Origin of the sequence: Vibrio sp. Isolate33 (genome assembly GCF_022397895.1) — a bacterium.
Taxonomy (GTDB): Bacteria; Pseudomonadota; Gammaproteobacteria; order Enterobacterales; family Vibrionaceae; genus Vibrio; species Vibrio pomeroyi.
This window is the reverse complement of record NZ_JAKEUP010000005.1, coordinates 159,857-178,744: the sequence shown is the minus strand read 5'-3', so window position 1 is coordinate 178,744 and position 18,888 is coordinate 159,857. Positions and strand designations below refer to the sequence as shown.

Sequence of the window (18,888 nt, the reverse complement as noted above, 5' to 3'; positions counted from 1 at the left end):
ATTAGAAAGACGCTACATGCGCGCCCTGCGCATGTAGTGCCTGTATCGTTATAGTTATATTAACTTTTTAGAATCGAAGCTTATTATTGAGCTTTGATGTATAGGTCTTTCGAGAAGATCTTGTCTTCCGCGTTGTTGATTGGGAAACCACCAACATGCGGGTTAAGTAGACGAGATTTAACGTATTGGTAGATAGGAGCGATTGGCATGTCTTTTGCCATTAGCGCCTCAGCTTCTAGGTAAAGTGCTTTACGCTCTTCTTCTGAAGTTGAGTTAAGTGCTTTATCGATGATTTGATCGTAAGCCGCGCTGTCGTAGTGAACACCACCGGTAGTGTTGTTACTCTTCATTAGCGTTAGGAACGAAGACGCTTCGTTGTAGTCACCACACCAACCAGCACGTGCTACTTCGAAGTCACCAGAATCTTTAGAAGATAGGTACGTTTTCCACTCTTGGTTCTCAAGTGTTACAGAAAGACCCAGTGTTTTCTTCCACATAGAACCTAGCGCTACAGCAATCTTCTTGTGGTTCTCTGAAGTGTTGTAAAGTAGGTTGAATTTAAGTGGGTTGTCTTTACCGTAACCCGCTTCTTCAAGAAGACGTTCCGCTTCTGCGTTACGCTCTTTCTGAGACATCTTACCGTAAGCTGGTAGCTCAGGATCGAAGCCAGCTGTGATTTCAGGCGTTAGGAAGTACGCAGGTTTTTGACCTTGCGCTAGGATAGCACCTGTTACGATATCACGATCGATTGCGTAAGAGATTGCTTGGCGAACACGAACATCATCAAATGGTGCTTTCTTCGTGTTGAAGATGTAGTAGTAAGTACATAGGTTACCCGCTACAGATACATCTTCCGCGTACTCTTTTTGAAGACGCTTGAAGTGCTCAGTTGGAAGTTCGTTTGTGAAATCGATTTCGCCAGATAGGAAGCGGTTCATTTCCGCTACTTGGTTCTCGATTGGTAGGAACGTTACTTTATTAAGAACCGTTTTGTCGTTGTTCCAGTATTGGTCGTTACGCTTAAGTACTAGACGCTCGTTAACAACCCATTTATCAACAGAGAATGCGCCATTGCCAACAAAGTGCTCTGGCTTAGTCCACTGGTCACCGTATTTTTCAACAGTCGCCTGGTGTACTGGCTTCATTGTTGTGTGGCCCATCATCATTACGAAGTATGGTACCGCTGTTTCTAATTCAACAACAAGCGTGTTTGCATCTACAGCTTTAACGCCTAGCTCACTCTTGTCTTTCTTACCCGCTACGATGTCCTTCGCATTCGCCATCTTGGTATATTCCATGTACCAAGCGTATGGAGAAGCCGTCGCAGGATCGACTGCACGTTTCCAGCTGTATACGAAATCTTCAGCTGTTACAGGATCGCCGTTAGACCATTTTGCGTCTTTGCGTAGGTGGAAAGTGAATGTTTTGTTGTCTGTCGTTTCCCAGCTTTCAGCAACACCAGGGATAGTATTACCTTCGCCGTCTTGGTTCACTAGACCTTCAAGAAGATCACGGATTACGTGAGATTCTGGTACACCTTGAGATTTGTGTGGGTCGATTGTCGCAACTTCAGTACCGTTACCACGAACAAGTTCCTGAACTTTTGCCAGTTCTGTACCTGCTGGAACTTCAGCAGCAATAGAAAGAGTAGAAGAGGCAGCCACTGCCAAACCAGCACCTAGAAGAAGGGCCTGAGTGATTTTATTCTTGTACATTTAATAAACTCCAAGTTTTATGTATTGCATCCATGACTTCTTTGCTAGGTTCACTGAACGGCAGTGATTTAGATTTATTTAGCTCAAAATTTAAGCATAAAAACCTAAAACCTTACAAAGATTGAGGCACACACTATCAACCATTGAAGTAATTTGCCATAAACAAGTCGCAAAAAATCGGATAATTCTCCGAATTACTCAAGGTAACAGTGTAAATCTCTAATAAAAACCTAATGAATAGTGAGTTACACATAGGGATTAATTAAAAAACAGCCTTTAGTGTTGATGTATCTGTATTGATACTTTTTTTTAGCATCTTATGCTAGAACACGGTCAGCAAATTAACATTAATGCCACATGAAATCTAATTGCACATCACATATCCCCTAAATAGACTCCACTATTTGTGAGGATTATCACTTTATACAAAACAGCATAATGCACTGCACCAAAACAGATTTAGAAATGCACCAAGACAGACAAAATCACGCACCGAATTTATATGCAACTTGAATGATTAACCATTTATTAATACACCGCTTATTTATAAATAGCTTTGTAGCACGCACAAAAAAACCGACTTTAATAGTCGGCTTTTAATATTCGTTCTGAAGGTGAGTAACCTTGGGTAGTTATTTTTCCCAACGCTCTGCAGCTTTCGCATCTGAATCTCGAGAGTCAACCCAACGAGTTGCTTCAGTGGTACGTTCCTTCTTCCAAAACGGCGCTTTGGTTTTTAGGAAGTCCATAACAAACTCACAGGCTTCAAAGGCCGCACCGCGGTGTGCACTGGATACACCAACGTAAACAATCTGGTCACCGATATCTAGGTCACCAACACGATGGATAACTCGCATCTTTTGGATTGGCCAGCGTGCCTCAGCTTGATCACAGATCTCGCTCAGTGATTTCTCTGTCATACCTGGATAGTGCTCCAGAGACAAACCAATCACATTGTCGCCAAGGTTCATGTCGCGAACTTTACCAACGAACGTCACAATCGCTCCGGCAGCTGTCCCTTGAGCCAAGTAGTCGTATTCGTCGCCTACAGAGAAGTCCTCTGCTGTCACTAATACTCTTGGATCCATGCTTAACCTCCAGTCACTGGTGGGAAGAAAGCGACTTCATCGCCGTCTTTCACTTCAGTAGTCAAAGGTACGATAGATTGGTTAAGCGCCGCCAGAAGCTTGCCCTCTTCCAAAGCGATATCCCATTTTCCTTCCTGTTCTACAAGGTGGCTGCGAATCGATTCAATCGTCTTAAATTGTGCATCAACTTCAACGCTGTCCACACCAACAAGCTCACGAGTTTGAGCAAAGAAAAGTACTGTAATCATGCATCCACCTTAAAGTGACCAGATTTACCACCCGTCTTCTCTAACAGGCGTACATTCTCGATAACAATGTCTTTCTGAACAGCTTTACACATATCGTAAATCGTTAACGCAGCAACAGAAGCAGCCGTTAGCGCTTCCATTTCTACGCCTGTCTTACCCGCAAGCTTACAAACAGATTCGATGCGAACCTTGTTTTCAGACTCGATAGCTTCAAGCTGCACTTCTACTTTGGTTAATAGCAGAGGGTGACACAGTGGAATCAGATCCCACGTCTTCTTAGCCGCTTGAATACCCGCGATACGTGCCGTCGCGAAAACATCACCTTTATGGTGGCTACCAGAAACAATCAGCTCTAGCGTTTCAGCAGACATTTGAACGAATGCTTCCGCTCTCGCTTCACGTACTGTCTCAGCTTTAGCCGATACATCGACCATGTTTGCTTCGCCAGACGCGTTAATGTGTGTAAATTGGCTCATGCTCAAACCACCTTATACAGAAAGGTGTGGCATGAAGTTACAAGGGCGGTGGCTAGCATCCATCTGTTGCTTGATGATCTTAGTCCAACCTGTACGACAAGCACCTGTAGAGCCTGGCATCGCAAAGATTACTGTGTGGTTAGCAAAGCCTGCAATTGCGCGAGATTGAATTGTCGATGTGCCGATCTCTTCGTAAGACACTTGACGGAATAGCTCACCAAAGCCTTCTACTTCTTTGTCGAATAGTGGCTTAAGCGCTTCAGGCGTGCTGTCACGAGAAGTGAAGCCCGTACCGCCCGTGATCATGATCGCTTGTACGCTTTCATCAGCGATCCACTGAGATACGATCGCACGGATCTTGTACATGTCGTCGATAACGATTTGCTTATCAACAACGTTGTGACCCGCTTCTTTAGCATGCTCAGCTAGGTAACCACCTGACGTATCATTTTCTTCTGTACGTGTATCTGAAACCGTTAGTACTGCGATGTTTGCTGCTTGAAATTTGCTTTCTGCGTGACCCATTTGTTCACCTATATAAATTTTTCAATTATGAGGGCGTGTTGACCTTTCGTGATTAAATTTTGTTCGAGATAAAAGCGTTTTAATCGCGGCGAGGGGGAAGTAGCCTAGTCATTCTAAGCAAATCTCCCTCAACAAAGAGTAAAACGCTTTTAGCCGAACCCTTCGGGCAGCGTTTGCTGGTTATTTCTACTACGTTATCGACTTCTCATGTAGGCTAGCTACACATCAAAGCCTCTGCCTTGTATAAATACCCAGCAACTCGCTGCAAAAATCAGCTCGAAAGAGCAACACGCCCTAGACTGATTCGCCCAGCCTAAAGAAGCTGAGCGATAAAATGCTTTAGAGTATATAGCGGGTTAACCGCCGATTGACGCCAAGTTTGGAGTCATGCCGCTGTTGCCATCATGTAAGAAGTGGCTAACGGACTTGGTTTGAAGCTGAGCCTGAATTCGATCAATGAGCTCTTGCTCTTGTTGATCTTCTTGAATCAGATCTCTCAGTTCAACACCGTGGTCGCCAAACAGACATAGGTGAAGTTTACCGGTCGCAGAAACACGCAGGCGGTTACAACTCTCACAAAAGTCTTTCTCGTAAGGCATGATCAAACCAATTTCACCCTTGTAGTCTGGGTGGACAAACACTTGTGCAGGGCCATCATTAACGGCTTTGACTTTTAGTAGCCAACCGTTAGCAATAAGCTGATTGCGAATCGCAACGCCCGATACATGGTGTTTATCAAACAACTCGTCCATCTCGCCGGTTTTCATCAGCTCGATAAAACGTAATTGAATAGGTTTGTCTTTGATCCAATTAAGGAAGGCTGGTAATTCCTGACTGTTGAGGTCTTTCATCAATACAACGTTGACTTTGACTTGTTCGTAGCCAACCTCAAACGCTTTATCAATGCCTCGCATAACCTCGGTAAACTTATTCTCACCAGTGATTTGGTGGAACATGCGCGAATCTAAGCTATCCACGCTCACGTTTATATGGGTTAAACCAGCATCACGCCATTGCCCTACTTGTTTCTCCATGCGATAGCCGTTCGTTGTCGTGGCTACTTTTTCGATGCCTGGAGTAGAAGCAACGGTATGTATGATTTCAGGAAAGTCTTTACGCAGACTCGGCTCTCCGCCTGTAATGCGGATCTTTGAGGTACCACAATCTGCAAACGCTTTTACAACGCGTTTGATCTCGGGAACACTTAAAAAAGACGAGTTTTTTTGCCCTGACGGTTTATAACCATCCGGCAAGCAGTAAGTACATTTAAAGTTACAGACGTCTGTAACCGACAAGCGCAAGTAATAAAACTTGCGATGGAATCTATCTTCGAATTGTTGCGCCACGGAACACCTTTCCAAACACGGGAGGCATAATCATTTCCAATTAAGCCCTTGTGACAACATGTCACTGGCTCTTGATGCGTATCGGTACAGCAAATACCACTGTGCGACTTAGCATGCGAGAGCTCGGAGTTATGGCAACCGCACGTTATATTCATACGTGCAGTAGCTGAGTAATAAAATACTTAATATTTGTACGTGAATCTAGCTCTGATGGTAAAAAACGGGTCACATCGGCAAAAAAAACGTATCAAACGCTCAAAATAACTCTTGTTGAGTATATAGCGAGAAGCATTTACCCTAAATTATAGTTGGTAATAATCTAACAAGAACAAAAAATGAATATTTACTCTTCAAAGAAAGTCGTAGCAATCGGTGGAGGCCATGGCTTAGGTCGTATGCTTGCTGCACTAAAAGACTTTGGTAACAACGCAACTGGCATTGTTGCAACAACGGATAATGGCGGTTCAACCGGACGAATTCGAGACTGCCAAGGTGGTATCGCTTGGGGAGATACACGCAACTGTATCAACCAATTGATCACTGAACCTTCAATCAGCTCGATGATGTTTGAATACCGCTTTCGCGGCCAAGGTGAACTCGATGGTCATAACCTGGGTAACCTGATGCTCACTGCATTAGACAACCTCTCAGTTCGTCCGTTGGAAGCCATTAACCTAATTCGAAATATGCTTAAGGTCGACGTTAATATCGTCCCGATGACCGAGCACCCTTCTGACCTCACAGCCCTATCAATGGACGGACGTTGGGTAACCGGCGAAACCAATGTTGATGACATGACAGAAAAACTGCGCATGATGGACTTGTCGCCAGAAGTGCCAGCGACCAAAGAAGCCGTAGCTGCGGTGGAAGAAGCAGACTGTATTGTGCTTGGCCCTGGTAGCTTTCTAACCAGTGTGATGCCTCCGCTGCTGCTGCCAGAAATTGGTAAAGCAATCTCAGAAAACACCAAGGCAAAAGTTATCTTCATTGAAAACCTGTCTCCAGAACACGGTCCTGCAGGTAAAATGACGCTTCAAGAGCAATTGGAGTGGTGTGAACGTACCTGCAAAGCACGTAAGATAGACGTTGTACTAGGCAATGAACCACACCCAGAACTAGAAGGGCAATGGAATTGTGTGACCACGGACCTTGCATCTGCAAACCGAGATTGGCGACACGACCGAGTGAAGCTCCAACAAGCGATCGAAGCTCAGTTGGCTTAGTCCATAAGTTCAAACATCAGAAAACGAAAAAGGAGCATGATGCTCCTTTTTTAGTCTCTGTATCTCTACTTGTATATTTGGCAATTAACCGTTTTAGAGATCCGTCATCAACTGCTGATATTCAGTATAAGTCGATAGCAGAAGCTCCTGCATATCTTGAAAATCAATATCAGTCACGGGCAATGCTTGCTTCACTTTTGCGTCTAAGCTAATAGCAAAATTACACAAAGAATCAGCACCAAAACTCGCCGCACTGCTCTTCAATGCATGGCTGATATCGGCCAAATACTTAGACGTATCGGTATCTTTGTTTAGCTCTAGGTGCTCGTAGTATCCCTTCAATTCACCTAAAAAGATTTCCAATAACACTGGGACATTCTCTTGCCCAATCTCACCGGCAAGCTCATCAACTTTTTGCTGATTTAATACTTTCATCATCGTTCTTTCTTATTGTTTGGCGATTACTGCTTCGCATTCCACGTTTGCAATTTACGGTATATCGTTGATGGACTGACATCCAAGAAACCAGCCGCGCGAGGGATGTTGCCATCACACGCTTTTATGGCTTGTTCGATTGCCGTTTTCTCAGTGATCCACAATGGGAAAATATCTTTTACTGTGATGTCTTCACTCTGCTTCTCTTTCAGGCGCAGACTGTTTTCAATCGGTTGATTCAACGGTGGCGGAAGCATGTTCAGAGTAATCTCTTTACCATTATTCAACACCACCACATTCCGCAATACGTTTTGTAGCTGACGAACGTTACCCGGCCACTCATATTGGTTAAAGCGATCCAACACTTCTTGAGCAAAACGTACAAACGCCTTGCCTTCTTCAACCGACATGTAACCCAATAATGAGTAAGCAATCTCGATGACATCTTCACCACGTTCACGCAATGGCGGCAAGTGCAGAGGAATCACATACAAACGGTAGTATAAATCTTCTCTAAAGCGACCTTCTTGCACTTCTTTCCAAGGATCACGGTTGGTCGCACAAACAAAACGCACGTCCACACTCTTCATCTTCGAAGAGCCTACCTTTTGAAAAGTACCCGTTTGGATAAAACGTAGAAGCTTGGTTTGCAATTCAAGGTCCATCTCACACAACTCATCGAGGAACAGTGTGCCTCCATCAGCCAATTCAGCAGCACCTTGGCGATCGGTTGCCGCGCCCGTAAACGCCCCTTTTACGTGGCCAAACAGCTCACTTTCAATCAAGTCTTTAGGAATTGCCGCGCAGTTGATGGCGATGAAAGGCTTATCGCCACGCTTACTCGCCGCGTGAATCGCTTCTGCACACACCTCTTTACCCGTACCACTTTCACCGGTGATGAAAATACTCGCTTTACTCGATGCGGCTGAATCTATAGTTCGGTAAACCTGCTGCATGGTTTGGCTACTGCCAATGAAGCCTTGGTAATTCTGGTTTCCAGGATGTTCAGAGCTGTTCTTAAGCTTGGTCGCTTTGCGGATCGCGTTGTTCACCGTAATACGAAGTCGGTCGGCTTCACACGGTTTGATCAGGAAATCTTGAGAGCCATGACGCATCGCTTCTACGGCGGTATCGATGGAGCCGTGCGCTGTCATGAAGATAACGGGCACTTCAGGGTATTTTTGTTTTACAGCGAAAAGTACGTCCATACCCGTCATATCAGGTAGACGTAGATCTAATAAAATGAGGTCAGGGATTCGATGATTCAAACTCTCAATTGCATCGCGGCCAGTACCGACAATGTTGATATCAATTTCGAGCGGTGTAAGATACGAGCGATATAACGCTGCGACTGAAGCCGTATCCTCCACCATCAACAAATACTTTGATTTGTTATCTAGCGTTTTTGATTGCATATCCTAGCCATTTATAATTTGCATTTACTATTATAGTCGCATTCCGCTTTGCATTATGCAAATTAGCCACAATATTTGTATTGTATTTTTTTACTTGCTTCAAATAATCAATGTTTTATCTATATGGCACGAACGATGCAATTGTGTAGATGACCTTCGGGTCACCTAGCCAACTGACGTTGTTAGTGGACTGAGTGTTCACAAACGTAAGCCAGTAGAACATTTACTACTGGCTGTTTTTTTGTCTGAAACACTCTCAAATGTAGTCTTTTGAGAGGAGCTTCTTTAGTTAATTCTTGAGTTAAGGAATGCGATCAAGTGAAGTTAGCTATTGGTAATGAATTGCTTTCTTAACTGCTCAATTTCATCACGCTTCTGTGCCGCCAATTCAAATTCCAAGTTCTGAGCATGCTGATACATTGCCGCTTCCAACTTACTGATCTCTTTATCAAGCTGTTGTGGTGTAAGCACCACATAACTTTCTGAAGGCTCAGCCACCTTAGACAGCGGAACTTGTTTAGATTGTCGCTGTTGTTTCGACTTGGTGATGTCACCCAATTCCATAATGTCTTTGATATTGCGCTTAAGCGCTTGCGGCGTAATACCCTGCTCTTCATTGTAAGCCTGCTGTTTCTCTCTACGACGGTCGGTTTCATCAATCGCTTTTTTCATCGACTTAGTAATCGAGTCACCGTATAAGATCGCTTTACCTTCAAGGTTACGTGCAGCACGACCAATGGTTTGGATAAGAGAGCGTTCAGAACGTAAGAAGCCCTCTTTATCTGCATCTAGAATCGCCACCAGCGATACTTCAGGCATATCCAAACCTTCACGAAGTAAGTTAATACCCACTAACACGTCGAACTCGCCCAAGCGCAGGTCTCGGATGATCTCGACACGCTCAACCGTATCAATATCCGAGTGCAAGTAACGTACTTTAACGCCATGCTCGCTCAGGTATTCGGTTAAATCTTCCGCCATTCGCTTCGTCAACGTGGTCACCAAAACACGCTCTTCTTTCGCTGAACGGATTCTGATTTCAGACAACAAGTCATCAACTTGAGTCGCGACCGGTCTTACTTCAATGATCGGATCTAACAGGCCAGTAGGACGAACCACTTGATCAGCAATCTCACCATCTGATTTTTCAATCTCGTAATTACCAGGTGTCGCCGATACAAAAATCGTTTGCGGCGCGATCGATTCAAACTCATCGAACTTCATTGGACGGTTATCCAATGCGGAAGGCAGTCTAAAGCCAAACTCGACCAAGGTTTCTTTACGAGAGCGGTCACCTTTATACATCGCGCCAATTTGCGGCACAGTCACGTGTGACTCATCGATAATCAACAGACCATCATCAGGTAAGTAATCAAATAACGTAGGAGGCGCTTCCCCTTCGGCACGGCCACTCAAGTATCGTGAATAGTTTTCGATACCCGAGCAGAAACCAAGCTCCGTCATCATCTCGATATCAAATTGAGTTCTCTGAGAAATGCGCTGCTCTTCCAAAAGCTTGTTATTGTCTTTTAGATACTGAGCTCGGTCTCGAAGTTCGTCTTTAATGTTCTCAATCGCCTCAAGAATTTTCTCCCTTGGCGTCACATAGTGAGTTTTCGGATACACGGTAAAACGCGGTAAATCTCTTTGTTTAACCGCACCAGTCAGTGGGTCAAAGATACTGATGCAATCCACTTCGTCATCGAACATTTCGATGCGCACGGCATCTTGGTCAGATTCAGCAGGAAAAATATCTATAACTTCACCACGAACGCGGAACTGACCACGCTCGAACGCAACGTCGTTTCTTGAATATTGCAGCTCAGCCAGGCGGCGCAAGATATCACGTTGGTCCATGACCTCACCGCGACTCAAGTGAAGCATCATCTTCAGGTAAGACTTAGGATCACCCAGACCATAGATAGCCGATACAGACGCGACGATGATGGCGTCTTTTCTTTCTAGCAAGGCCTTGGTTGCCGAAAGCCTCATTTGTTCGATATGGGCGTTCACAGACGCGTCTTTCTCGATGAATGTGTCTGTTGTCGGAACGTAAGCTTCTGGTTGGTAGTAATCGTAGTAAGAAACGAAATACTCAACGGCATTATTCGGAAAGAAGGATTTCATCTCGCCATACAATTGAGCGGCCAGCGTCTTGTTGGGCGCTAACAAGATCGCAGGTCTTTGAGATTGGGAAATGACATTGGCGAGGGTAAAGGTTTTACCTGAGCCCGTTACCCCTAGTAGCGTTTGATGTGCCAAACCAGAATCTAATCCATCTAGTAATTTGGTTATCGCTGTCGGCTGGTCACCGGACGGGCTGTAGTCCGATACCAAGTCAAAGAGTTTACTCATAGGTCGCCATTTCCATACTGTTTTTTTAATCAGGTCATTGTCACTCTAGGAGGAGTGTCGTTGCAACTATTATCTAGAGAAATGCTTCTTAAGATTCGAGATCAGTTATAGCTTTTATTTTTAGAACTTGGTATTATCCGTGCCCCTGCAAAGTTTCCCCAGCTAAATTACTCGAATTTTAATCCACTACTTTTCCCCAAAAAACCTAAAAATACCGCTTGTTTTACTGTTCAATTTATAATCTAGAAAAGTTATACAACCGTGATATTTTGATACTATTTCTTTAAATACATCAAGTTAGATCCATTTTTTACATTTTCAGATTTATCCCAATTATTGTTGTTAAAGTTTCACACACACACTTATCCACAATTTTGGTGGATAACTAAAGCAAAGCTAAATCCAATAAGGCGTTCCAGAAAGTAAAGTTTTTTATCTTACTTTTTTCTGCTATTTTTTGTTGACAGAAAAACGGACTGTTATTAGAATTCGCGTCGCTAACAAGCAATTCCCCTTTAGTTCAGTTGGTAGAACGGCGGACTGTTAATCCGTATGTCGCAAGTTCAAGTCTTGCAAGGGGAGCCAAATTTAAAGAAGCCGCATCACTCGATGCGGCTTTTTGCGTTTTGAAGCTTTTAGTCGGCATTTTGCTATTTTTTGACGTTCCTTCGATAACTCTACTCTCCCAAGAACCAACAATTATTCCCCTGTAATTAGCACTAAGAACATACCCAACTCACGAATGATCTTGTCAAAGCTCCAACTCAACCACTCCTATAAACTTGTCTCACCAAGTAAAAATTGCCCGTCTATACTTAATGTAACTTTAATAATCAAACGATTACCTGATGTTTTTTTCGCCAAGTATCTAAATCCCTAGTGATCCTTGGTTGTTATTAGGTGAGCAAAGCAGGATAATATCGGGATCGGAATCTCAAGAATTAATCCATTATGACCGAATACCTTTTGTTGTTGGTTGGCACAGTGCTGGTCAATAACTTTGTGCTAGTGAAGTTTTTAGGGCTATGTCCTTTCATGGGAGTCTCCAAGAAACTGGAGACTGCGATTGGCATGGGCCTCGCGACGACTTTCGTTCTGACGTTAGCGTCGGTATCTGCATACCTAGTAGAAACCTACATCCTTACCCCTCTGGGTATTGAATACCTGCGTACCATGAGCTTCATCTTGGTTATCGCGGTGGTTGTTCAATTTACGGAAATGGTCGTTCACAAAACCAGCCCGACTCTTTATCGCCTATTGGGTATCTTCCTACCTCTTATCACCACTAATTGCGCGGTGTTAGGTGTGGCACTTTTGAACATCAATGAAAACCACAACTTCATTCAGTCGATCATCTATGGTTTCGGCGCAGCGGTTGGTTTCTCCCTTGTTCTTATCCTATTTGCTGCGATGCGTGAGCGTATTGCGGTTGCTGATGTTCCAATGCCATTCAAAGGCGCATCAATTGCGATGATCACAGCAGGCCTAATGTCTCTGGCATTCATGGGCTTTACTGGATTGGTGAAATAAGCATGAGTACCATTTTAATTGCGATCATTGCACTAGCCGTTTTAGCCGCTGTTTTTGGCGCTATTTTGGGCTTTGCTTCTATCCGTTTTAAAGTAGAAGCCGACCCTATCGTTGATCAGATCGATACCATTTTACCGCAAACTCAATGTGGCCAATGTGGCTACCCAGGTTGTCGTCCATACGCAGAGGCGATCGCTAACGGAGACAAAATCAACAAATGTCCTCCAGGCGGCCAAGCAACCATTGAAAAGCTAGCAGACTTAATGGGCGTAGAAGTTGAAGACTCCGCTCATGACTTAGATAACAAAGTAAAAACCGTTGCTTTCATTCATGAAGATATGTGTATCGGCTGTACCAAGTGTATTCAAGCCTGCCCTGTTGACGCCATTGTTGGTGGCACTAAGGCACTGCACACAGTTATCAAAGATGAATGTACAGGTTGTGATCTATGTGTCGCACCGTGCCCTACTGACTGTATCGAAATGATTCCAGTGGCAACAACGACTGAAAATTGGAAATGGCAGATGAACATCATTCCTGTTACTGATATCACTAACCAAGCGACTGATGCGACTGCGTCAGAGCCTAAGGCGTAGGGTTAGTATGATCTCTTTAATTGAACAAATTCGCACGGGCTCTATTTGGAACTTCCCGGGCGGCGTGCACCCTGCTGAAAACAAGAAACAGTCCAATACCACTGACATCGTTCATGCAAGGCTTCCTGAAGAAATCGTTCTTCCTGTAAAACAACACATCGGTAAGCCAGGTAACTTATTGGTTGCTGCGGGTGACACCGTACTAAAAGGCCAACAACTGACTGCCTTGGACACGGGTTTTACCTTGCCAGTACACGCACCAACATCAGGTGTGATTACTGCTATCGAACCAAGAACTACTGCTCACCCTTCGGGCTTAAGCGAACTCAGTGTGGTTATTAAACCTGACGGTTTAGACACTTGGATTGAAAAACACCCAGTTGAAGAATTTTCGACAAAGACCTCTGACGAACTGCTTGATGTGATTCGCCAAGCTGGTATTTCAGGTATGGGCGGTGCAGGCTTCCCTACCGCGAAAAAGCTGCAGTCAGGCCTTGGCCGTACTGACATTTTGATCGTCAACGCTGCTGAGTGTGAACCTTACATCACCTCTGATGACAAGTTGCTTCAAGAACATGCCGAAGAAGTACTAAAAGGCATCGAAGTGGTTGAACATATCCTTCAACCAAAACTGACCGTGATTGGTATTGAAGACAACAAGCCAGACGCGATAAAAGCACTTGAGATTGCAGCGAGAGACAAAGATATCGTCATTCGTGTTATCCCAACCAAATACCCTTCCGGTGGTGAGAAACAGCTCATCAAGATCCTCACCAATAAAGAGGTTCCTGCCGGTGGTATTCCTGCAGATATTGGTGTTTTGGTTCAGAACGTAGGCTCTCTCTACTCGATTAAGAGAGCAGTAATCGACGGTGAACCTGTCGTTAACCGCGTTGTGACTTTAACCGGTAAGACCTTTAAACAACCTCGTAATGTTTGGGCGCTATTAGGCACGCCAGTACATGAGTTGCTTGAAGAGTTTGGCTACAAAGCCGATAAAAAGCTGCCGCGTTTGATTTTGGGCGGCCCTATGATGGGCTTCACCTTGCCACATGCCAATGTGCCAATCACGAAAACGTCGAACTGTATTTTAGCGCCAACGCGTCGTGAAATTTCACCAAGCACTTACGAGATGGAATGTATTCGATGCAGTGCTTGTGCCGAAGCTTGTCCTGCCTCTCTGCTGCCTCAACAGCTGCAATGGCACGCGAAAGCCAATGAGCTGGACAAGTGCGAAGAGCTAAACATTAAAGACTGTATTGAATGTGGTGCTTGTGCGTTTGTTTGCCCAAGTGAGATTCCTCTTGTTCAGTACTATCGCCAAGCGAAAGCTGAAATCAAAACAAGAAAAGACGAAGCGACGGCCGCAGAGCGCGCCAAGGTTCGTTTCGAAGAGAAAAACGCTCGTATGGAGCGTGACAAAGCAGAACGCGAAAACCGCTTCAAGAAAGCCGCGGATAACCGTCGCAAAGACATGAAAGCGGCAGACGGTGACGATGCAATTGCTGCTGCGATTGCACGAGTTAAAGCACAAAAAGCCGCTGCTGATCAGGCTCCAAATGAAGAGCCAACAGTGAAACCTGCGGTTGCAGCTGCGATTGCTAAGGCAAAAGCGAAACAAGCTGCGGCTCAGAAAGCAGACGGCGCTGAACCAGACAACTCTGAAATGTCGAAGCTACGTGAAGAGCGTAAGCGTCAAGCTAGAGAACGCAAAGCACAACAAGCTGCTGACGCTCCAGATGAAAGCTCTGGTGATGGCAAGAAAGATGCTGTTGCTGCCGCTATCGCTCGTGCTAAAGCTAAGAAAGCACAACAAGCGGAATCAGCTTCTGACGCTCCTGCTGAAAGTACTGGCGACGCTAAGAAAGACGCCGTCGCTGCCGCAATAGCTCGTGCCAAAGCGAAGAAAGCACAACAAGCGGAATCAGCTATTCAAACAGAAAGTGACGCTCCAGCTGAAAGCTCTGGTGATACCAAGAAAGATGCCGTTGCTGCTGCAATAGCTCGTGCTAAAGCAAAGAAAGCACAACAAGCGGAGTCAGCTTCTGAGGCTCCTGCTGAAAGTACTGGTGATGCCAAGAAAGATGCCGTTGCTGCTGCAATAGCTCGTGCTAAAGCAAAGAAAGCACAGCAAGCGGAATCGACTATTCAAACAGAAAGTGAAGCTCCAACTGGAAGCTCTGGCGATGCTAAAAAAGACGCAGTTGCTGCGGCCATTGCACGCGCTAAAGCGAAGAAAGCTCAGCAAGCAAAACAAGCTGAAACAGTAGAAACGCCTGAGCCAGTAATTGAAGTTGAAGCTGAAACTCAACAAGAGTCAGTCGATCCTAAGAAAGCCGCGGTTGCTGCTGCGATTGCTCGCGCCAAAGCAAAAAAAGCTCAGCAAGCGAAACAGACTGAGACAGCAGAAACGCCTGATCCAGTGCTCGAAGTGGTAGCTGATGCTCAACCAGAAACTGTCGATCCTAAGAAAGCCGCAGTTGCTGCCGCTATCGCACGCGCTAAAGCGAAAAAAGCACAGCAAGCTAAGCAGGTCGAAGCTGAAGAAATCACTCCTGAAGCCGTGGCTGAACCATTAATTGAAAAAGAGACTGTGGTTGAATCTGAGGCTCAATCAGAACCCGTCGATCCTAAAAAAGCAGCTGTTGCTGCCGCAATTGCTCGCGCTAAAGCAAGAAAAGCGCAGCAAGAGCAAGATAAAAAGAACAATGAGGAGAAAGAGTAGTGGCCTTCTTTATCGCCAGCTCACCGCACGCACACAATCGTAGAAGCACCCCTGATCTGATGAAATGGGTGGCTATTTGTGCATTGCCAGGTCTACTAGCTCAAACCTACTTCTTTGGATGGGGTACGCTCATCCAGTTAGTATTTGCTATCGCACTTGCTGTTACCTTTGAAGCAGCCGTAATGCTGCTAAGAAAACGCCCGCCAGTAATGGCGCTACGTGATTACAGTGCTGTTGTGACCGCTTGGCTGCTCAGTGTCGCTATTCCTCCACACTCACCGTGGTGGATTCTAGTGATTGGTATGTTCTTCGCGATTATTATTGCAAAGCACCTATATGGCGGGCTTGGGCAAAACCCATTTAACCCAGCGATGGTGGCTTACGTTGTTTTGCTGATCTCATTCCCAGTTCAGATGACCAGTTGGAATGCTCCAGCCAGCTTAACGGCAGAAGCAACAAGCTTTGTTGACTCTTTCTTGATGATCTTCACGGGGTTCAATAACGAAGGTTTGTCTCTTCAACAAGCACGCCTTGGTATTGATGGCACCACAATGGCAACGCCGCTTGATGCATTCAAAACCGCATTAACGGCAGGTAACACAGCGTCTGAAGCTCTGTCTCAACCGCAATTTAGCTGGCTAGCTGGCGTAGGTTGGGAATGGGTGAACCTTGCTTACCTCGTTGGCGGCTTGGTACTTATCAAGCAACGCGTGATTCAATGGCATATTCCTGTGGCGTTCATCGGCAGCCTTGCGCTGTTTAGCTTAGTGTTCTTAATCCTAACGCCAGGTGAAACCGCTTCTCCAACTATTCACCTATTGTCTGGCGCAACCATGCTTGGTGCATTCTTCATTGCAACTGACCCGGTTTCAGCTTCAACGACAGTAAAAGGTCGATTGGTATTTGGTGCCTTGATTGGCGCGTTAGTGTTTATTATCCGCAGTTGGGGTGGTTTCCCTGATGGCGTGGCGTTTGCTGTATTGTTAGCCAACATGTGTGTTCCACTGATTGACTACTACACCAAACCTCGTACGTACGGTCACTAAGGAGCGGATACCATGCTAAATGCTATTAAGAAAAATGGCCTTGTACTCGCGATTTTTGCGTGTGCTTCAACAGGTTTGGTCGCGGTGACTCACTACCTGACCAAAGATCAGATCAAACAGCAAGAACAGGCTCAGTTACTGTCTGTTCTTAACCAAGTGATCCCGCACGATCTTCACGACAACGAACTGTTTTCGTCTTGTACTTTGGTTCAAGCAGAAGAACTTGGTACTGAACAAGCGATGCCAGCTTACATCGCTAAACTTAATGGTGAGCCAAGCGCGATTGCGATCGAAGCGATTGCACCAGACGGCTACAATGGCGCGATTAAAGTCATTGTTGGAATGAAAACTGACGGTACTATTTTAGGTACTCGAGTACTTTCACACCAAGAAACTCCGGGCTTGGGTGATAAGATTGACCTGCGTGTGAGTGATTGGATTCTTTCGTTTGCAGGTAAGCAAGTAACAGATTCTAATCTAGACCGTTGGAAGGTTCGCAAAGACGGTGGTGACTTCGACCAGTTTACTGGCGCTACTATAACTCCGAGAGCGGTTGTGAAGTCAGTAAAACAAGCGGTTCAGTACGTTAACCAAAACAACCAAGCATTGCTTGCTCAACCTCTAAATTGTGGTGGTGAATAATGAGTGACCATAAAACACTAATCAAAAATGGCATGTGGGCTAACAACCCTGCCCTAGTTCAACTTCTTGGCTTATGTCCTCTGTTGGCTGTGTCTTCAACAGTGACGAACGCACTTGGACTGGGTATTGCGACTCTGCTTGTATTGGTTGGTTCGAACGTTGCAGTTTCTCTGGTTCGTAACCACGTGCCAAAAGAAGTGCGTATTCCAGTCTTCGTAATGATCATTGCATCACTGGTAACCTGTGTTCAACTTCTGATGAATGCTTACGCGTATGGCCTTTACCTGTCTTTGGGTATCTTCATCCCACTGATCGTAACCAACTGTATCATCATTGGCCGAGCTGAAGCCTTCGCTTCTAAAAACGAAGTGCTGCCTGCTGCTCAAGATGGTTTCTGGATGGGTCTTGGCATGACATCGGTACTGGTTGTACTGGGTGCAATGCGTGAGGTTATTGGTAACGGCACTCTGTTTGATGGTGCAGACCTGCTTCTTGGTGATTGGGCTTCTGTGTTACGAATCCAAATATTCCAATTTGATAACAGCTTCTTGCTAGCCCTGCTTCCACCGGGTGCCTTTATTGGTGTTGGTTTCTTGATTGCGTTGAAAAACATCATCGACAACCAAGCAAAATCTAGACAGCCTAAACAAGAAAAGCCAGTCATTGAACGCGCTCGCGTTACCAATGCTTAATAAGTTACAGTAGCTTAAAACCTGCTGAGTAGCTCAACCGCTCAGCAGGTAATTAGATTGACCAAGTACACATAATAATGACGCTCATAAGAGCGCGTAACCGATGATAAAGCCTGAGCATTGAGAGTTTATTGAATACCAACTCCGGAGCTCAAGCCCTAACTATTTGAAAGTAATGTCGCTATGAACAATGTAAAACGAGTAGAAATACTTGAGCGTTTAAGAGAAAACAACCCAAAGCCAGAGACTGAGCTTAACTGGAACAGCCCTTTCGAGTTGCTGATCGCGGTACTTTTATCAGCACAGGCAACCGATGTCAGTGTCAACAAAGCAACGGATAAGCTTTACCCAGTAGCTAATACTCCACAAGCCATTTTCGACCTAGGTGTTGATGGCTTAAAAGAGTACATCAAGACAATCGGCCTGTTTAATTCAAAAGCAGAAAACACCATTAAAACGTGTCGAATGCTGCTTGACCTACACAACGGTGAAGTGCCGGAAGATCGTGCGGCATTAGAAGCCCTTCCTGGCGTTGGTCGTAAAACAGCTAACGTTGTACTCAACACCGCTTTTGGTTGGCCAACTATTGCCGTTGATACTCACATCTATCGTGTATCGAACCGCACTAAGCTCGCTATGGGTAAGACAGTCGATGATGTCGAAGCCAAGCTACTTAAAGTGGTTCCAAAAGAATTCAAATTGGATGTCCACCACTGGCTCATTCTTCATGGACGTTACACCTGTGTCGCGCGTAAACCACGCTGTGGCAGTTGTATCATTGAAGACCTATGTGAGTTCAAAGAGAAGACCGAAGATTAGTCTTTCCGTTCA

General features: G+C 45.1%; 17 protein-coding genes, 1 tRNA gene and 1 riboswitch. Of the genes, 9 read left to right on the top strand and 9 right to left on the bottom strand.

Annotated elements, in window-relative coordinates:
- Window positions 1-83: 83 nt before the first annotated feature.
- From L1D37_RS10730 to moaA, 6 genes are all read right to left on the bottom strand, one after another.
- The gene (locus L1D37_RS10730) at window positions 84-1,715 is read right to left on the bottom strand and encodes an ABC transporter substrate-binding protein (RefSeq protein WP_055319722.1); all 1,632 of its coding nucleotides are present in this window, start codon (window positions 1,713-1,715) and stop codon (window positions 84-86) included.
- A 632-nt stretch (window positions 1,716-2,347) separates the two neighbouring features.
- Window positions 2,348-2,803, bottom strand: a complete 456-nt coding sequence (moaE, locus tag L1D37_RS10725; RefSeq protein ID WP_102332513.1) for a molybdopterin synthase catalytic subunit MoaE — start codon at window positions 2,801-2,803, stop codon at window positions 2,348-2,350.
- A gap of 2 nt (window positions 2,804-2,805) precedes the next feature.
- Complete coding sequence (gene moaD, locus L1D37_RS10720) at window positions 2,806-3,051, bottom strand: molybdopterin synthase sulfur carrier subunit (protein WP_239847889.1); 246 nt, start codon at window positions 3,049-3,051, stop codon at window positions 2,806-2,808.
- Complete coding sequence (moaC, locus tag L1D37_RS10715) at window positions 3,048-3,527, bottom strand: cyclic pyranopterin monophosphate synthase MoaC (protein WP_239847888.1); 480 nt, start codon at window positions 3,525-3,527, stop codon at window positions 3,048-3,050. Before moaC ends, moaD begins: the two co-directional genes overlap by 4 nt.
- 12 nt (window positions 3,528-3,539) lie before the next feature.
- A complete protein-coding gene (moaB, locus tag L1D37_RS10710) occupies window positions 3,540-4,052 on the bottom strand; it encodes a molybdenum cofactor biosynthesis protein B (RefSeq protein ID WP_017084034.1) in 513 nt (170 codons plus the stop codon).
- A 356-nt stretch (window positions 4,053-4,408) separates the two neighbouring features.
- On the bottom strand, window positions 4,409-5,398 hold the full coding sequence (gene moaA, locus L1D37_RS10705) for a GTP 3',8-cyclase MoaA (protein ID WP_017632500.1): 990 nt from the start codon (window positions 5,396-5,398) through the stop codon (window positions 4,409-4,411).
- Window positions 5,387-5,539, bottom strand: a riboswitch (molybdenum cofactor riboswitch). Its footprint overlaps the gene before it by 12 nt.
- A gap of 194 nt (window positions 5,540-5,733) precedes the next feature.
- Between moaA and L1D37_RS10700 the strand changes: the two genes are divergently transcribed.
- Window positions 5,734-6,621: a YvcK family protein gene (locus tag L1D37_RS10700; RefSeq protein WP_176680189.1), complete on the top strand. Its 888-nt coding sequence runs from the start codon at window positions 5,734-5,736 to the stop codon at window positions 6,619-6,621.
- A gap of 93 nt (window positions 6,622-6,714) precedes the next feature.
- On the opposite strand, the gene luxU is transcribed toward L1D37_RS10700, so the two are convergent.
- The 3 genes from luxU to uvrB form a co-directional block, all read right to left on the bottom strand.
- Window positions 6,715-7,059 carry a quorum-sensing phosphorelay protein LuxU gene (gene luxU, locus L1D37_RS10695; RefSeq protein ID WP_017632949.1) on the bottom strand — a complete coding sequence of 115 codons (345 nt, stop codon included), beginning with the start codon at window positions 7,057-7,059 and terminating at the stop codon, window positions 6,715-6,717.
- 23 nt (window positions 7,060-7,082) lie between these two features.
- A complete protein-coding gene (gene luxO, locus L1D37_RS10690) occupies window positions 7,083-8,471 on the bottom strand; it encodes a quorum-sensing sigma-54 dependent transcriptional regulator LuxO (RefSeq protein WP_017632950.1) in 1,389 nt (462 codons plus the stop codon).
- Window positions 8,472-8,795: 324 nt separating this feature from the next.
- Window positions 8,796-10,826 carry an excinuclease ABC subunit UvrB gene (gene uvrB / locus L1D37_RS10685; RefSeq protein ID WP_239847887.1) on the bottom strand — a complete coding sequence of 677 codons (2,031 nt, stop codon included), beginning with the start codon at window positions 10,824-10,826 and terminating at the stop codon, window positions 8,796-8,798.
- Between the two features lie 509 nt (window positions 10,827-11,335).
- On the opposite strand from uvrB, the gene L1D37_RS10680 reads away from it, so the two are divergent.
- The 8 genes from L1D37_RS10680 to nth all read left to right on the top strand — a co-directional run bounded on the left by L1D37_RS10680 (window position 11,336) and on the right by nth (window position 18,876).
- Window positions 11,336-11,411 (top strand) — tRNA-Asn (locus L1D37_RS10680).
- 366 nt (window positions 11,412-11,777) lie between these two features.
- Complete coding sequence (rsxA, locus tag L1D37_RS10675; RefSeq protein ID WP_004734039.1) at window positions 11,778-12,356, top strand: electron transport complex subunit RsxA; 579 nt, start codon at window positions 11,778-11,780, stop codon at window positions 12,354-12,356.
- A 2-nt stretch (window positions 12,357-12,358) separates the two neighbouring features.
- Window positions 12,359-12,952, top strand: coding sequence for an electron transport complex subunit RsxB (gene rsxB / locus L1D37_RS10670; RefSeq protein ID WP_004734040.1), 594 nt, complete (start codon window positions 12,359-12,361; stop codon window positions 12,950-12,952).
- A gap of 7 nt (window positions 12,953-12,959) precedes the next feature.
- On the top strand, window positions 12,960-15,677 hold the full coding sequence (gene rsxC, locus L1D37_RS10665) for an electron transport complex subunit RsxC (RefSeq protein WP_239847886.1): 2,718 nt from the start codon (window positions 12,960-12,962) through the stop codon (window positions 15,675-15,677).
- The gene (gene rsxD, locus L1D37_RS10660; protein WP_017631119.1) at window positions 15,677-16,723 is read left to right on the top strand and encodes an electron transport complex subunit RsxD; all 1,047 of its coding nucleotides are present in this window, start codon (window positions 15,677-15,679) and stop codon (window positions 16,721-16,723) included. The genes rsxC and rsxD overlap by 1 nt, the downstream gene beginning before the upstream one ends.
- Window positions 16,724-16,735: 12 nt before the next feature.
- Window positions 16,736-17,365, top strand: a complete 630-nt coding sequence (gene rsxG, locus L1D37_RS10655; protein ID WP_239847885.1) for an electron transport complex subunit RsxG — start codon at window positions 16,736-16,738, stop codon at window positions 17,363-17,365.
- Entirely contained in the window at window positions 17,365-18,057 is a 693-nt protein-coding gene (locus tag L1D37_RS10650; protein WP_076656929.1) for an electron transport complex subunit E, read from the top strand. The genes rsxG and L1D37_RS10650 overlap by 1 nt, the downstream gene beginning before the upstream one ends.
- Window positions 18,058-18,240: 183 nt before the next feature.
- Complete coding sequence (nth, locus tag L1D37_RS10645) at window positions 18,241-18,876, top strand: endonuclease III (RefSeq protein ID WP_176680197.1); 636 nt, start codon at window positions 18,241-18,243, stop codon at window positions 18,874-18,876.
- The last annotated feature ends 12 nt before the right edge of the window (window positions 18,877-18,888 follow it).

Excerpts from the sequence above, each read along its gene's own strand:
- uvrB (WP_239847887.1), bottom strand. The coding sequence starts at position 10,826 with ATGAGTAAACTCTTTGACTTGGTATCGGACTACAGCCCGTCCGGTGAC.
- rsxG (WP_239847885.1), top strand. The coding sequence starts at position 16,736 with ATGCTAAATGCTATTAAGAAAAATGGCCTTGTACTCGCGATTTTTGCG.
- moaB (WP_017084034.1), bottom strand. The coding sequence starts at position 4,052 with ATGGGTCACGCAGAAAGCAAATTTCAAGCAGCAAACATCGCAGTACTA.
- L1D37_RS10700 (WP_176680189.1), top strand. The coding sequence starts at position 5,734 with ATGAATATTTACTCTTCAAAGAAAGTCGTAGCAATCGGTGGAGGCCAT.
- rsxC (WP_239847886.1), top strand. The coding sequence starts at position 12,960 with ATGATCTCTTTAATTGAACAAATTCGCACGGGCTCTATTTGGAACTTC.
- nth (WP_176680197.1), top strand. The coding sequence starts at position 18,241 with ATGAACAATGTAAAACGAGTAGAAATACTTGAGCGTTTAAGAGAAAAC.
- moaC (WP_239847888.1), bottom strand. The coding sequence starts at position 3,527 with ATGAGCCAATTTACACACATTAACGCGTCTGGCGAAGCAAACATGGTC.
- L1D37_RS10650 (WP_076656929.1), top strand. The coding sequence starts at position 17,365 with ATGAGTGACCATAAAACACTAATCAAAAATGGCATGTGGGCTAACAAC.
- moaD (WP_239847889.1), bottom strand. The coding sequence starts at position 3,051 with ATGATTACAGTACTTTTCTTTGCTCAAACTCGTGAGCTTGTTGGTGTG.
- L1D37_RS10730 (WP_055319722.1), bottom strand. The coding sequence starts at position 1,715 with ATGTACAAGAATAAAATCACTCAGGCCCTTCTTCTAGGTGCTGGTTTG.
- luxO (WP_017632950.1), bottom strand. The coding sequence starts at position 8,471 with ATGCAATCAAAAACGCTAGATAACAAATCAAAGTATTTGTTGATGGTG.
- moaE (WP_102332513.1), bottom strand. The coding sequence starts at position 2,803 with ATGGATCCAAGAGTATTAGTGACAGCAGAGGACTTCTCTGTAGGCGAC.
- rsxA (WP_004734039.1), top strand. The coding sequence starts at position 11,778 with ATGACCGAATACCTTTTGTTGTTGGTTGGCACAGTGCTGGTCAATAAC.
- luxU (WP_017632949.1), bottom strand. The coding sequence starts at position 7,059 with ATGATGAAAGTATTAAATCAGCAAAAAGTTGATGAGCTTGCCGGTGAG.
- rsxB (WP_004734040.1), top strand. The coding sequence starts at position 12,359 with ATGAGTACCATTTTAATTGCGATCATTGCACTAGCCGTTTTAGCCGCT.